Genomic DNA, 14,521 nt, shown 5'->3' with positions numbered 1-14,521 from the left:
TCGTTTGAGGAAAGGTTATGGAACTCTATTTAGATACGTCTGATGTTGATGCGGTAAAAGCTCTCGCGCGCATTTTCCCGCTGGCAGGGGTGACCACTAACCCGAGCATTGTGGCGGCAGGGAACCAGACGCTGGAAGTACTACTGCCGCAACTGCAGGAAGCGATGGGAGGGCAAGGCCGTCTGTTTGCTCAGGTGATGGCGACGACCGCCGAAGGTATGGTCAGCGATGCGCGTAAACTGCGGACAATCATTGCGGATATCGTGGTCAAAGTACCAGTGACGGCAGAAGGTCTGGCGGCGATTAAGCTTCTAAAAGAAGAAGGGATCCCGACGCTGGGTACCGCGGTATACGGTGCTGCTCAAGGGTTATTGGCTGCTCTGGCGGGTGCGGAATACGTTGCGCCTTACGTTAACCGCGTGGATGCGCAAGGAGGGGATGGCATTCAGACGGTGACCGACCTGCAGACGTTACTGAAAATGCATGCCCCGCACGCCAAAGTACTGGCGGCCAGTTTTAAAACACCGCGTCAGGCGCTGGATTGTCTGCTGGCAGGCTGCGAGTCCATCACGCTACCGCTGGACGTTGCTCAGCAGATGATTAGCTCTCCGGCGGTTGATGCTGCCGTCGCGAAGTTTGAGCACGACTGGCAGAGCGCATTCGGTCGCACGTCGATCTGATGCTGTTGCCGGGTGGTGCTAACGCTTACCCGGCCAACGTTCGAGTTGTTGTAGGTCGGGTAAGGCGAAGCCGTCACCCGACTTTTTTACCGACTACAAACCTCACATCCCGGGTTGCGCATCAGCTTCATTTCGCGAAACTGGCAGGTCATGGCATCGTACATGACGATTTTTCCGGATGCCGGTTTACCGTAGTTTGCCAGTAGCTTAATGGCTTCCATCGCCTGTAACGATCCGATCACGCCGATCAGCGGGGCCATCACTCCGGCTTCTACGCAGGTCAGGGCATTTTCACCGAACAGACGACTCAGGCAACGGTAGCAGGGCTCACCGTCCTGGTATGTAAATACGGTAATTTGTCCTTCCATGCGAATAGCTGCACCGGAAACCAGCGGGACTCTGGCGGCAAAACATCCGGCATTCAGCTGATTGCGGATGCTGACGTTATCCGTACAGTCCAGCACCAAATCGTGTTCGGCAATAAGCGCGTGAATCTCGCTATCGTCAAGCAGCGCATTCACCGGCGTAATGGCGATATAAGGGTTAATCCGCGCTAGCGCGTCACGGGCGGATAGCACTTTGGGTTGCCCGACGGTTGCATCGCTGTGCAGCGTCTGGCGTTGGAGGTTCGACACGGAGACCGTGTCAAAGTCGAGCAGGGTTAAATGCCCGACGCCAGCGCCCGCAAGGTACTGGGTTGCTGCGCATCCCAGTCCCCCCAGACCAACGACCAGTACCCGCGCATCTTTGAGCGCTTCCTGACCTTCGAAATCGAAGCCGCGCAGAATGATTTGCCGGTTATAGCGCATCATCTCCTGGTCGCTGAGTTCTGCCATTACAGGCCTCCAAACAGTGCGTTAAACGGCTCGACCTCAACCCATTCTCCGGCCTCAACGTTACCGCGATCGCGCTCCAGCACGATAAAGCAGTTGCCCTGGCTAAAGGAGCTAAAAATATGCGAGCCCTGGTGTCCGGTGGTGGTGACTTCCAGTTCGCCTTCCGCGGTACGCTGCAATACACCACGTTGAAAATCCAGACGCCCTGGCGTTTTCTTCAGGCGTGAGGCTGTGCGCACGCGCTGGCGCGGAGGTAACCCACAGGCGGTGTTTCCGCTGAGTTTCGCCAGCAGCGGTTGCACCAGTTGATAAAAGGTGAGGGCCGCAGAAACCGGATTACCCGGCAGGCCGCAAAACCAGCTGTTGCTCAGTTTACCAAACGCGAACGGTTTACCGGGTTTGATGGCCAGCTTCCAGAAGGCAATTTCTCCCAGCTCTTCCAGAATGGTTTTGGTGTAATCCGCTTCGCCTACCGAAACGCCACCAGAGCTGATGACGACGTCGGCCTGGCTGTCGGCTTCGATAAACGCGGCCCGCAGCGCGTTGGGATCGTCGCGAATAATTCCTAAGTTGATCACTTCGCAGCCCAGCTGCTGCAGCATCAGGTGAACGGTCAGACGGTTTGTATCATAAATCTGCCCGTCGCCCAGCGGTTGACCCGGCAGTTGCAGCTCATCACCGGTGGAAAACAACGCCACGCGAACTTTGCGAACGACCGGTACTTCGGCAATGCCGAGCGAGGCCAGAACCGGAAGCTCGGCGGTTGTCAGACGAGTTCCGGTGGGGAACACCACCGCGCCGTTTGCGATATCTTCACCGCGCAGACGAATATTTTGTCCGCTGTGGACCTCGGCGGTAAAACGCACACCGTCGTCAGTTTGTTCCGTTTGCTCCTGCATCACCACCGCTTCACAACCGGCAGGCACCGGGGCACCGGTCATAATGCGGATGCAGGTTCCCGCAGGCCACTCGCCGTGGAATGGTTGACCAGCAAAGGCTTTGCCAGCCACCGCAAGAGGCTGGTCTGATTGTAAATCGGCTAATCGCACCGCATAGCCATCCATTGCCGAGTTATCGAATCCCGGCACATCAATCGGGGAGATGACGTCGGTGGCCAGAATGCGGCCAAAGCATTGAACCAGCGGCAGCGTTTCGACGGCGGTGAGTGGGGTAATACGCGAAAGCATCTGAGAGAGAGCCGTTTCAAGCGGCATCAGTCCGGCGGTAAATTCCATGAGAAGACTCCTGCGGGGCAAAATCGAATCCGCTCATTATGTCAGAAAATGGATGCGGACAGTATGCTACCTCAGGCTTAGGATCCGATCTGAGACAGGTTTTCTGCCAGAGAATAGCGCTACAGGAAAAATGCAGTATAGACTCATTATTTCTGCTTTTTTCCAGGAGGCTAAATGGCTGCGACTATCCCGAATTCAATTCGACAACAGGTGAATGCCGCCAGTGCACTGATTGCGCGGATTATAGAGGGCGACCTGGTTGCTGTTCATTTGTATGGCTCTGCTGTTGAAGGTGGCTTAAAGCCCCAAAGCGATATCGATTTACTGGTTACCATTAGGCAGCCACTGAATACCCGGCAAAGAAAAGATCTGATGCAGGGTTTTCTGGAAATATCAGCACCGCCTGGCAGCGTTGATAGCTATCGGGCGCTGGAAGTGACCATTGTGGTCTATTCACAACTTGTGCCGTGGCGATTCCCACCGTCAAGAGAAATGCAATTTGGCGAATGGTTGCGTGACGATATTCGCGCGGGAATTGTTGAACCGAGACAGGTGGATCCTGATCTTTCCATCCTGCTGACCCAGGCCCGGCGCGTCAGCGTAGCGTTGTTCGGTGAACCCGCTGAGACGTTATTCAACGTCATCCCTTTTAGCGATGTCGTGCAAACGTTTCGGCATATCCTTGATATGTGGCAGAAACCGGGCGATTTAGAAGGTGACGAGAGAAATATCATCCTTACTCTGGCGCGTATTTGGTACAGCGTAGTTACGGGCAATATTGTCGCTAAAGATGAAGCAGCCTCCTGGCTTATACCGCAATTACCCGATGAGTATGCTGATACGCTGCAAGCCGCACGTGCGGAATACCTGGGGTTAACCAAAAAGAACTGGGCTGCGTCTATGCCATCTGTTGAACGCTTTGTGTTTTATGCAAAAAAACAGATTGCCGATCGGCTTGAATAATATATTCAACGATGTTGGAAGATACTCTTTCTGTTTATCTCATCTAAATAACCTGATGGGATGGGGCGTGAGGTACGGGCCTTTACCTTTACATGACGTCTGCATCTTTCTATATTCAAAAATCGAATCAATAAGTCACAGAAATTCTGATATTTATAACCCCGGTACCTGCCACCTAATGGACGAAAAAAATGGGTAAAGCAGTCATTGCAATTCACGGCGGCGCAGGGGCTATCACCCGTTCGCAGCTGAGCCAGGAGCAAGAGTTGCGTTATATACAGGCGCTGTCGGATATCGTTGAAACCGGCCAGCGGATGCTTGAAGACGGTCGTAGCGCACTGGATGTGGTGACCGAAGCCGTGCGCTTACTGGAAGAGTGTCCGTTGTTTAATGCCGGAATTGGCGCGGTGTATACCCGTGATGAAACCCATGAACTGGATGCCTGCGTGATGGACGGTAACACGCTTAATGCGGGAGCCGTCGCCGGAGTCAGCCATTTACGCAATCCGATTCTTGCGGCGCGCCTGGTAATGGAACACAGCCCACACGTCATGATGATAGGTGAAGGGGCTGAAAACTTTGCCATTGCGCAGGGTATGGAGCGCGTATCAGCGGATATTTTCTCGACGCCAGAACGCTATGCTCAACTACTGGCGGCGCGAACAGCGGGTGAAACGGTACTGGACCATAGCGCGAGCCCGCTGGATGAAAACAACAAAATGGGTACCGTGGGGGCGGTCGCGTTAGATATGTTTGGCAATCTGGCGGCCGCAACATCGACCGGGGGGATGACCAACAAATTACCGGGGCGGGTGGGTGACAGTCCGTTGGTCGGCGCAGGCTGTTATGCCAATAACGCAAGTGTGGCAGTCTCCTGCACCGGAACCGGGGAAGTCTTTATTCGTGCGCTGGCGGCCTATGACATTGCGGCGTTGATGGACTATGGCGGCCTGAGTTTATCCGAAGCGTGTGAACGCGTAGTGATGGAAAAATTACCGGCGCTTGGCGGCAGTGGCGGTTTAATTGCTATCGATCATGAGGGCAACGTGGCCTTGCCGTTTAATAGCGAAGGCATGTACCGCGCCTGGGGATACGCAGGCGATACGCCAACCACCGGTATTTATCGGGAAAAAGGAGATAGCGTTGCCACACAGTGATGAGCTTGATGCCAGCGACGTGCTGGCAGTCAGCAATCTGAATATTGCCTTTGAACAGGAACAGCAGCGTGTCAGCGCAGTGCGTAATCTGTCATTTCGCCTGAAGCGTGGCGAAACGCTGGCGATTGTTGGTGAGTCCGGTTCAGGAAAGTCGGTAACGGCCTTGTCGCTGATGCATCTGATTGAACAAGCAGGCGGCGAGGTAAGCTGCGATGAAATGCTGCTGCGACGCCGCAACCGGCAGGTTATTGAGCTGGGTGAACAGAGCGCATCACAAATGCGTCACGTGCGCGGTGCGGATATCGCGATGATCTTCCAGGAGCCTATGACATCGCTCAATCCGGTGTTTACCGTGGGCGAGCAAATTGCTGAGTCTATACGCTTGCACCAGGGCGCCAGCCATGAAGAGGCGATGGTAGAAGCGAAGCGGATGCTCGATCAGGTGCGTATCCCCGAGGCGAAGGCGATTTTATCGCGTTATCCACACCAGCTTTCCGGCGGTATGCGCCAGCGGGTGATGATTGCCATGGCACTGTCGTGTCGCCCTGCGGTTTTAATTGCCGATGAGCCGACGACCGCGCTGGATGTCACCATTCAGGCGCAGATCCTGCAACTGATAAAAGTGTTGCAGCAGGATATGTCGATGGGAGTGATCTTCATTACCCACGATATGGGCGTTGTGGCGGATATTGCCGACCGCGTGCTGGTGATGTACCAGGGCGAGGCGGTAGAAACCGGCAGCGTTGAACAAATTTTTCACACTCCCCAGCATCCTTATACCAAAGCGCTGTTGGCAGCCGTGCCGCAGCTTGGGGCGATGAACGGGCATGAGCTGCCGCGCCGTTTCCCGCTCATTTCATTGCACGATCCCAGTCATGTAGAACCGCAGACCGAGCAGGACACCGTGGTTGAAGGCGAGCCTATTCTGCGGGTACGTAATTTGGTGACGCGTTTTCCTCTGCGCAGCGGCATTCTAAATCGCGTGACTCGCGAGGTGCATGCAGTGGAAAACGTCAGTTTTGACCTGTGGCCGGGAGAAACGCTCTCACTGGTGGGGGAGTCGGGCTGCGGGAAATCCACCACCGGGCGGGCGCTGCTGCGCCTGGTTGAGTCTCAGCGTGGGGAAATCATTTTCAACGGACAGCGTATTGATACCCTTGCTGCCAGCAAGTTGCAGCCGCTGCGTCGGGATATTCAGTTTATCTTCCAGGATCCATATGCTTCGCTCGATCCGCGCCAGACCGTGGGATATTCCATTCTGGAGCCGCTACGGGTACATGGGTTATTGCAGGGCGATGCGGGGTCAAAACGGGTTGCATGGTTGTTGGAACGTGTAGGCTTGCTACCTGAGCATGCCTGGCGCTATCCGCACGAGTTTTCCGGCGGTCAGCGTCAGCGTATCTGTATTGCACGGGCATTGGCGCTCAATCCCAAAGTGATTATTGCCGATGAATCTGTCTCGGCGCTGGATGTTTCAATTCGTGGGCAAATCATCAACCTGATGCTCGACCTGCAGCGAGAATTGGGTATCGCATATCTGTTTATTTCCCACGATATGGCGGTAGTGGAACGGATCAGTCATCGTGTGGCGGTAATGTATCTGGGGCAGATCGTTGAGATAGGCACCCGACGGGCGGTGTTTGAAAATCCGCAACATCCGTACACTCGCAAGCTGATGGCGGCGGTTCCGGTCGCCGATCCATCCCATCACCGTCCCCAGCGCGTGCTGTTGTCGGACGATATCCCCAGCAATATTCGTAAACGTGGCGAAGAGATTTCCCCCGTATCACTCCAGTTAGTTGGTCCGGGGCATTATGTTGCGCGTCCGCTACCAGAAAATGCGCTTTCGCGTTTATAACAGGCAGGCAGGGTTTAAGGAGAATAACATGACAAAAATTGTTGCTCGAAAATGGCTGGTTGCTGTGGGAGTGGCCTCTGCGCTGGCCGCATCGCCTGGCTGGGCCGCCAAAGATGTGGTGGTGGCGGTGGGATCCAATTTCACGACGCTCGACCCCTATGACGCGAATGACACGTTGTCACAGGCGGTAGCGAAGTCGTTTTATCAGGGGTTGTTTGGCCTTGATAAAGAGATGAAACTGAAAAATGTGCTCGCGGAGAGTTATACGGTTTCTGATGATGGGCTGACCTATACCCTTAAGCTGCGCCAGGGGGTGAAGTTTCAGGATGGAACCGACTTCAATGCCGATGCGGTAAAAGCTAACCTCGATCGGGCCAGTAACCCGGAAAACCATCTGAAACGTTACAACCTGTATAAGAATATCGATAAAACCGAAGTCGTCGATCCGTCGACGGTGAAGATTACGCTGAAACAGCCGTTCTCTGCCTTTATCAATATTCTGGCGCACCCGGCAACGGCGATGATTTCTCCCGCTGCGCTGGAGAAATACGGTAAGGAGATCGGTTTCCATCCTGTGGGGACCGGGCCGTACCAGCTTGATACCTGGAATCAGACGGATTTTGTGAAGGTTAAGAAGTTCGCGGGCTACTGGCAGCAAGGGCTGCCAAAGCTGGATACGATTACCTGGCGTCCGGTGACCGACAACAACACGCGTGCGGCCATGCTGCAAACTGGGGAAGCGCAGTTTGCCTTCCCGATCCCTTACGAGCAGGCGGCGTTACTGGCGAAGAACAAAAACCTGGAACTGGTGGCCAGTCCGTCTATTATGCAGCGTTACATCAGCATGAACGTCACGCAAAAACCGTTCGACAACCCGAAGGTGCGTGAAGCGCTGAATTATGCCATCAACCGCCAGGCGCTGGTGAAAGTGGCTTTTGCTGGTTACGCGACGCCGGCAACCGGCGTTCTCCCCCCGTCGATAGCCTATGCGCAAAGCTATACGCCGTGGCCCTACGACCCGGCGAAAGCGCGCGAACTGCTGAAAGAAGCAGGTTATCCGAACGGTTTTACCACTACGCTATGGTCTTCGCATAACCACAGTACCGCGCAGAAAGTGCTGCAATTTACCCAGCAGCAGCTGGCGCAGGTGGGCATTAAGGCTCAGGTTACAGCGATGGATGCTGGTCAGCGCGCCGCGGAAGTTGAAGGGAAAGCGCAGAAAGAGAGCGGGGTACGGATGTTCTACACCGGCTGGTCGGCGTCTACGGGTGAAGCTGACTGGGCGCTGTCACCGCTGTTTGCATCACAAAACTGGCCGCCAACTCTGTTTAACACGGCGTTCTACAGCAATAAGCAGGTGGACAGTGATTTATCGGCAGCGTTGCAAACTAACGATCCGGCGCAGAAAGCGAAGCTGTACAAAGACGCGCAGGATATTATCTGGAAAGAGTCGCCGTGGATCCCGCTGGTAGTGGAAAAACTGATTTCGGCGCACAGCACCAGGTTGACCGGATTCTGGATCATGCCGGATACCGGATTTAGCTTTGATGATGCGGATTTAAAATAAGCTATTCATTCGGCCCCGCAGCCCAGGGGCCGGCGAAGGGAGCGTGATGCTTAACTATGTTTTCAAGCGCCTGCTGGGGTTGATTCCAACTCTGTTGATTGTTGCGGTGCTGGTATTTTTATTTGTTCATCTGCTACCCGGCGATCCGGCCCGGCTGATTGCCGGACCGGAAGCTGACGCCGAGGTGATTGAACTGGTGCGCAAGCAGCTGGGTCTGGACCAGCCGCTGCATGTTCAGTTCTGGCATTACATGACCAACGTGTTGCAGGGCGATTTTGGCACGTCGATGGTTTCTCGTCGCCCGGTTTCTGAAGAGATAGCCAGTCGTTTTATGCCATCACTATGGCTGACTATTGCCAGTATGGCGTGGGCGGTATTGTTTGGTATGACGGCGGGGATCATTGCTGCCGTATGGCGAAATCGTTGGCCGGACAGATTAAGCATGACGCTGGCGGTCACCGGGATCTCGTTCCCGGCGTTTGCGCTTGGCATGCTGCTGATGCAGATATTCTCCGTTGAGCTCGGTTGGTTACCCACCGTTGGCGCTGACACCTGGATGCACTATATCCTACCGTCTATTACGCTGGGCGCAGCGGTGGCTGCGGTGTTAGCCCGATTTACTCGCGCCTCGTTTGTTGATGTGCTCAGCGAAGATTATATGCGTACCGCGCGGGCTAAAGGGGTGAGTGAAACCTGGGTGGTGTTAAAACATGGTCTGCGTAATGCGATGATCCCGGTGGTCACCATGATGGGACTACAGTTTGGCTTTTTGCTTGGTGGATCAATCGTGGTTGAGAAGGTGTTCAACTGGCCTGGGCTTGGGCGACTGTTGGTGGACTCCGTCGAAATGCGCGACTACCCGGTGATTCAGGCCGAGGTACTGTTGTTTTCTCTGGAATTTATTCTTATTAACTTAGTGGTGGATGTGCTCTACGCTGCCATTAATCCGGCTATCAGGTACAAGTAAGGATGCGATTTTTTAACTGGCGCCGACAGGCGATTTTAAATGCGATGCCCCTTGTTAAGCCAGAGCAGATACGCACACCGTGGCATGAGTTCTGGCGTCGGTTCCGTCGACAGCACATGGCGATGGTCGCTGGGCTGTTTGTATTGCTCCTGATCATGGTGGCGATTTTTGCCCGCTGGCTGACGCCATTTGATGCCGAGAATTACTTCGATTATGACCGTTTGAATGATGGGCCGTCGATGCTGCATTGGTTTGGCGTTGACTCACTGGGACGGGATATTTTTAGCCGCGTGCTGGTTGGCGCGCAAATCTCGCTGGCGGCAGGGGTCTTTGCCGTGTTTATTGGCGCGGCGATTGGTACGGTACTGGGGCTGCTGGCGGGATACTACGAAGGCTGGTGGGATCGACTGATCATGCGAATCTGCGATGTGCTGTTCGCCTTTCCGGGGATATTGCTGGCGATAGCCGTGGTCGCCGTGCTGGGCAGCGGAATTGCTAATGTGATCATTGCCGTGGCCATTTTCTCCATTCCAGCCTTCGCGCGCCTGGTGCGCGGGAATACGCTGGTGCTGAAGCAACAGACGTTTATTGAGTCTGCGCGCAGTATTGGTGCCAGCGATGCGACCATCATTTTCAACCATATTCTGCCTGGAACGGTCTCATCGATCGTGGTCTTCTTTACCATGCGAATTGGTACGTCGATTATCTCTGCCGCGAGCTTGTCATTCCTGGGATTAGGCGCACAGCCGCCGACGCCGGAGTGGGGGGCAATGCTTAATGAAGCGCGCGCTGATATGGTGATCGCGCCGCACGTGGCGATTTTCCCGGCGGTAGCGATATTCCTGACGGTGCTGGCGTTTAACTTACTGGGAGATGGTCTGCGCGACGCGCTGGACCCGAAAATTAAAGGGTAAACCGTAGGCCTGATAAGACGCTTCAGCGTCGCCATCAGGCATTGCCGGATGCGGCATAAATGCCTTATCCGGCCTACGTTGGGTTACGCTAATTAAACGCGGGTGCCCCACAGATCGTATTCATCTGCGTTTTCGACCTTCACGCGGATGATATCGCCAGGTTTCACCTTGGTTTCACCATTCAGGTATACCGCGCCGTCGATTTCCGGGGCATCAGCCATGCTACGACCAATTGCGCCTTCTTCGTCAACTTCATCAACGATAACCAGAATCTCGCGGCCCACTTTCTCCTGCAAACGTTCAGCAGAGATCTGCTGCTGCAATTGCATAAAGCGGTTCCAGCGTTCTTCTTTCACCTCTTCCGGGATTTGATCCGGCAGGTCATTAGCGCCAGCGCCTTCTACCGGGCTGTATTTAAAGCAGCCCACGCGATCCAGACGCGCTTCCTTCAGGAAGTCGAGCAACATCTGGAAGTCTTCTTCCGTTTCACCCGGGAAACCAACAATGAAGGTGGAGCGCAGCGTCAGTTCAGGGCAGATTTCACGCCACTGCTTGATGCGCGCCAGCTGTCTGTCCACGGAGCCCGGGCGTTTCATCAGTTTAAGAATACGCGGGCTGGCATGCTGTAACGGGATGTCCAGATACGGCAGGATTTTGCCTTCCGCCATCAGCGGGATCACATCATCAACGTGCGGGTAAGGGTAGACGTAATGGAGGCGCGTCCAGATCCCCAGTTTTGATAACTGTTCGCACAGATCAACCATGCTGGTTTTGACCGGCTCGCCGTTATGGAAACCGGTACGATGCTTCACATCTACACCGTAAGCAGAGGTATCCTGGGAGATTACCAGAATCTCTTTCACGCCCGCATCGACCAGACGCTTGGCTTCGCTGAGGACGTCGCCAATCGGACGGCTCACCAGATCGCCGCGCATGGATGGAATAATGCAGAACGTGCAGCGGTGGTTACAGCCCTCGGAAATCTTCAGATAGGCGTAATGGCGAGGAGTCAGCTTAACGCCCTGCTCAGGAACCAGGCTCTGGAACGGGTTGTGTTTTGGTTTTGGCACATAGTGGTGAACGTGCTCCAGAACCTGTTCATAGCTATGCGGCCCGGTGATTTCCAGTACCTTCGGGTGGACTTCACGGATCTGATCGACTTTCGCGCCCAGACAGCCGGTGACAATCACCTTACCGTTCTCATTCAGCGCTTCGCCAATTGCTTCCAGGGACTCCTGAACCGCACTGTCGATAAAGCCGCAGGTATTAACGATAACCATATCCGCGTCGTCGTAGCTTGGCACAACATCATAGCCTTCGGTACGAAGTTCGGTCAGGATGCGCTCAGAATCGACGAGGTTTTTCGGACAACCTAGTGATATAAAACCAATTTTTGCCATTTTCTTATACTGTACATTGCTCGTAATCGGGGGATTATACAGATGCCTTCACGGTACATCTATATCTGATCAGCATAAGACGGAGAGAATAAAGAGCGATACCTATAAAGAGTAGATCGGTCAGTGAAAGGTGTTTAGTGAGTCTAATTCCGGCTTTAAGTGCCGCTTCTTGGCTATAGACACTCATTATCGTAAATTTTATCTCGTCGAGCGTTACTAATGAGGTTTAATTTGAAAGATATTGTTTTGAAGTCGAAACTTGAAATGGCTAAAACTCTTTATGCTAATGGTGTGAGTTTATATTATATCTCACTTGCCACAGGCTTAAGTTGGCGTGTATTAATGACAGAATTAACGTTCATCGCCAGTCATGAAAATATTCGACAAAAAGCTAACGCTTACGTACCCAAACTTTAAATAATTCACCTGTCTATTACCATCCTACAAAATTTGAAAGGTAACGTTAATATGTATATTTCGCCACTTCCGGTCGCCACGGACTCTGATGTTGATAAACTTAGAGATGATATTGCTAATAAGCTTTTATTCACTATTGGCAAAGATCCCGCAATCGCCACGAAACGGGAGTGGCTTAATGCGACGTTATATGCGGTACGCGATCGGATGGTCGAGTGCTGGCACCGTTCTAATCGGGCGCAATTCTCTCAGGATGCGCGCCAGGTATATTATCTGTCGATGGAATTTTTAATTGGTCGTACGCTATCCAATGCATTGCTCTCTTTAGGTATTTATGACGAAGTCAGAAGCGCGCTGGAGGCAATGGGGCTTGAACTGGAAGAACTGATTGATGAAGAAAACGATCCCGGGTTAGGTAATGGTGGTCTCGGTCGTCTGGCGGCCTGCTTCCTTGATTCACTGGCGACGCTTGGGTTGCCGGGATGTGGATACGGTATTCGTTATAACTACGGTATGTTCAAACAAAATATCGTTAACGGTGTACAAAAAGAGTCGCTGGATTATTGGCTGGAATACGGTAATCCCTGGGAGTTCAAACGTCATAATACGCATTATAAAGTACGTTTTGGCGGGCGTGTTCAACAGGAGGGGAATAAAACCCGCTGGCTTGAAACTGAGGATATTCTGGCCGTGGCGCATGATCAAATTATTCCAGGTTATGCGACGGACACGACTAATACGTTACGCTTGTGGAACGTGCAGGTGAATAGCGAAGTTAATGCGGGCAAACTGAATCAGCAGGCCGACTTTGCTACTGAAGTGGAAAACAAATACCACTTCGATCGTATCTCGCGGGTTTTGTACCCGGATGATTCCACCGATGCGGGGCGTGAATTGCGTTTACGCCAGGCCTATTTCCTGGCCTCGGCGACGATTCAGGATATTCTGAGTCGTCATTATCAGTTGCACAAAACATACGACAATCTGGCCGATAAAATTGCGATTCACCTTAATGATACGCATCCGGTACTGGCGATCCCTGAGTTGATGCGTTTATTGATTGATCATCATCAGTTTAGTTGGGATAACGCGTTTGACGTGACCTGTCAGATTTTTTCTTATACCAACCATACGTTGATGAGTGAGGCGCTGGAGACCTGGCCAGTAGAAATGCTAAGTCGAATTTTGCCGCGCCATTTGCAGATTATTTTTGAGATTAACGATCGTTTTCTGAAGACCTTACAGGAACGTTATCGTAATGACAGCGATCTACTGAAACGTGTGTCGTTAATTGATGAATCCAATGGTCGCGTCGTTCGTATGGCCTGGCTGGCGGTAGTTGTCAGTCATAAGGTTAACGGCGTGTCGGCATTGCATTCAAAACTGATGACCGAATCACTGTTTGCAGATTTTGCGAATATTTTTCCCCTGCGTTTCACCAACGTAACCAATGGTGTGACTGCGCGTCGTTGGCTGGCGCTGGCGAATCCACCGCTTGCTAAAGTGCTGGACGAAAATATCGGTGACAGCTGGCGGACTAAATTAATGCAGTTGGGCGAGCTGAAGCAGTTTATAGATTATCCGTCGGTGAATGAGGCTGTGCATCGTGCGAAACGTGAAAATAAGCAGCGGCTGGCGCAACATATTGCCACTCACTACGGCGTGGTGGTGAATCCTGATGCGCTGTTTGATGTGCAGGTGAAACGCATCCACGAGTACAAGCGGCAACTCATGAATGTGCTCCACGTTATTACACGTTATAACCGGATCAAAGCCGCGCCGGATGCCAACTGGGTACCGCGAGTGAATATCTTTGCCGGAAAAGCAGCCTCCTCTTATCACATGGCAAAACAAATTATTCGCTTGATTAACGATGTGGCGCAGTTAGTCAATAACGATCCGCAGATTGGCGGCAAACTGAAAGTAGTATTTATTCCGGATTACAGCGTCAGTCTTGCTCAGCTAATTATTCCGGCAGCCGATCTGTCAGAGCAAATTTCCCTGGCCGGGACGGAAGCCTCCGGGACCAGTAATATGAAATTCGGTATGAATGGTGCGCTGACTATCGGTACGCTCGACGGTGCGAATATCGAAATGCGCGAATACGTTGGGGAAGATAACATCTTTATCTTTGGCAATACGGCGAATCAGGTTGAAACTCTGCGACGTGATGGCTATGACCCGAGGAACATCTTTGAAAAGGATGAGGAACTTCATCAGGTGCTGACGCAAATCGGTACGGGGGTGTTCAGTCCGCAGGAGCCAGGGCGTTATAGAGAGGTGTTGGATTCATTGATTAACTTCGGCGACTACTATCAGGTGTTGGCCGATTATCGCAGCTATGTAGATTGCCAGGATTCGGTGGACGAGTTGTATCGTACTCCCCGGGAGTGGACGACAAAAACCATGCACAATATTGCTAACATGGGGTATTTCTCGTCGGACAGAACGGTTCAGGAATATGCCGACCATATCTGGCGCATAGCAAAAATTCGCGTGTAATCAGTTTTTCTAACGCTCAGCCTCT

Annotated in this window: 12 protein-coding genes; 9 read left to right on the top strand and 3 right to left on the bottom strand. The window is 52.9% G+C overall.

The features are described from left to right. Positions 1–17: 17 nt before the first annotated feature. Positions 18–680 carry a fructose-6-phosphate aldolase gene (gene fsa, locus SK38_RS09865; RefSeq protein WP_048235765.1) on the top strand — a complete coding sequence of 221 codons (663 nt, stop codon included), beginning with the start codon at positions 18–20 and terminating at the stop codon, positions 678–680. An 86-nt stretch (positions 681–766) separates the two neighbouring features. Here the strand turns inward: fsa and moeB are convergent, their stop codons facing one another. Both moeB and moeA read right to left on the bottom strand, forming a co-directional pair. Next, positions 767–1,516: a molybdopterin-synthase adenylyltransferase MoeB gene (moeB, locus tag SK38_RS09860; protein WP_048235763.1), complete on the bottom strand. Its 750-nt coding sequence runs from the start codon at positions 1,514–1,516 to the stop codon at positions 767–769. Beyond that, positions 1,516–2,751, bottom strand: a complete 1,236-nt coding sequence (gene moeA, locus SK38_RS09855; RefSeq protein WP_048235761.1) for a molybdopterin molybdotransferase MoeA — start codon at positions 2,749–2,751, stop codon at positions 1,516–1,518. Before moeA ends, moeB begins: the two co-directional genes overlap by 1 nt. A 174-nt stretch (positions 2,752–2,925) precedes the next feature. Between moeA and SK38_RS09850 the strand changes: the two genes are divergently transcribed. The 6 genes from SK38_RS09850 (at position 2,926) to gsiD (ending at position 10,177) form a co-directional block, all read left to right on the top strand. Further along, positions 2,926–3,714 (top strand): aminoglycoside adenylyltransferase family protein, encoded by a 789-nt coding sequence (locus SK38_RS09850; RefSeq protein WP_048235759.1) that lies wholly within the window; start codon positions 2,926–2,928, stop codon positions 3,712–3,714. A 191-nt stretch (positions 3,715–3,905) separates the two neighbouring features. Beyond that, positions 3,906–4,871: a beta-aspartyl-peptidase gene (gene iaaA, locus SK38_RS09845; protein WP_003836974.1), complete on the top strand. Its 966-nt coding sequence runs from the start codon at positions 3,906–3,908 to the stop codon at positions 4,869–4,871. Continuing rightward, positions 4,858–6,729 carry a glutathione ABC transporter ATP-binding protein GsiA gene (gene gsiA / locus SK38_RS09840; RefSeq protein ID WP_048235757.1) on the top strand — a complete coding sequence of 624 codons (1,872 nt, stop codon included), beginning with the start codon at positions 4,858–4,860 and terminating at the stop codon, positions 6,727–6,729. The genes iaaA and gsiA overlap by 14 nt, the downstream gene beginning before the upstream one ends. A 28-nt stretch (positions 6,730–6,757) precedes the next feature. Further along, positions 6,758–8,296 carry a glutathione ABC transporter substrate-binding protein GsiB gene (gene gsiB, locus SK38_RS09835; RefSeq protein WP_048235755.1) on the top strand — a complete coding sequence of 513 codons (1,539 nt, stop codon included), beginning with the start codon at positions 6,758–6,760 and terminating at the stop codon, positions 8,294–8,296. A gap of 46 nt (positions 8,297–8,342) precedes the next feature. Then, positions 8,343–9,263: a glutathione ABC transporter permease GsiC gene (gsiC, locus tag SK38_RS09830; RefSeq protein ID WP_048235754.1), complete on the top strand. Its 921-nt coding sequence runs from the start codon at positions 8,343–8,345 to the stop codon at positions 9,261–9,263. A 2-nt stretch (positions 9,264–9,265) separates the two neighbouring features. Next, positions 9,266–10,177: a glutathione ABC transporter permease GsiD gene (gene gsiD, locus SK38_RS09825; RefSeq protein ID WP_003831612.1), complete on the top strand. Its 912-nt coding sequence runs from the start codon at positions 9,266–9,268 to the stop codon at positions 10,175–10,177. A 92-nt stretch (positions 10,178–10,269) separates the two neighbouring features. Here gsiD and rimO read toward each other — a convergent pair whose 3' ends face one another. Further along, on the bottom strand, positions 10,270–11,577 hold the full coding sequence (rimO, locus tag SK38_RS09820; RefSeq protein WP_003831616.1) for a 30S ribosomal protein S12 methylthiotransferase RimO: 1,308 nt from the start codon (positions 11,575–11,577) through the stop codon (positions 10,270–10,272). 231 nt (positions 11,578–11,808) lie between these two features. Here rimO and SK38_RS23905 point away from each other — a divergent pair, with 231 nt between their 5' ends. Next, positions 11,809–11,994, top strand: coding sequence for a glycine cleavage system protein T (locus SK38_RS23905; RefSeq protein ID WP_231587313.1), 186 nt, complete (start codon positions 11,809–11,811; stop codon positions 11,992–11,994). Between the two features lie 51 nt (positions 11,995–12,045). After that, on the top strand, positions 12,046–14,496 hold the full coding sequence (gene glgP / locus SK38_RS09815; RefSeq protein WP_048235752.1) for a glycogen phosphorylase: 2,451 nt from the start codon (positions 12,046–12,048) through the stop codon (positions 14,494–14,496). Positions 14,497–14,521: the final 25 nt, after the last annotated feature.

Origin of the sequence: Citrobacter sp. MGH110 (genome assembly GCF_001037515.1) — a bacterium.
Taxonomy (GTDB): domain Bacteria; phylum Pseudomonadota; class Gammaproteobacteria; order Enterobacterales; family Enterobacteriaceae; genus Citrobacter; species Citrobacter portucalensis.
This window is presented reverse-complemented; position numbering and strand designations above follow the sequence as displayed.

Excerpts from the sequence above, each read along its gene's own strand:
- rimO (WP_003831616.1), bottom strand. The coding sequence starts at position 11,577 with ATGGCAAAAATTGGTTTTATATCACTAGGTTGTCCGAAAAACCTCGTC.
- gsiB (WP_048235755.1), top strand. The coding sequence starts at position 6,758 with ATGACAAAAATTGTTGCTCGAAAATGGCTGGTTGCTGTGGGAGTGGCC.
- glgP (WP_048235752.1), top strand. The coding sequence starts at position 12,046 with ATGTATATTTCGCCACTTCCGGTCGCCACGGACTCTGATGTTGATAAA.
- gsiC (WP_048235754.1), top strand. The coding sequence starts at position 8,343 with ATGCTTAACTATGTTTTCAAGCGCCTGCTGGGGTTGATTCCAACTCTG.
- iaaA (WP_003836974.1), top strand. The coding sequence starts at position 3,906 with ATGGGTAAAGCAGTCATTGCAATTCACGGCGGCGCAGGGGCTATCACC.
- moeA (WP_048235761.1), bottom strand. The coding sequence starts at position 2,751 with ATGGAATTTACCGCCGGACTGATGCCGCTTGAAACGGCTCTCTCTCAG.
- SK38_RS09850 (WP_048235759.1), top strand. The coding sequence starts at position 2,926 with ATGGCTGCGACTATCCCGAATTCAATTCGACAACAGGTGAATGCCGCC.
- fsa (WP_048235765.1), top strand. The coding sequence starts at position 18 with ATGGAACTCTATTTAGATACGTCTGATGTTGATGCGGTAAAAGCTCTC.
- gsiD (WP_003831612.1), top strand. The coding sequence starts at position 9,266 with ATGCGATTTTTTAACTGGCGCCGACAGGCGATTTTAAATGCGATGCCC.
- moeB (WP_048235763.1), bottom strand. The coding sequence starts at position 1,516 with ATGGCAGAACTCAGCGACCAGGAGATGATGCGCTATAACCGGCAAATC.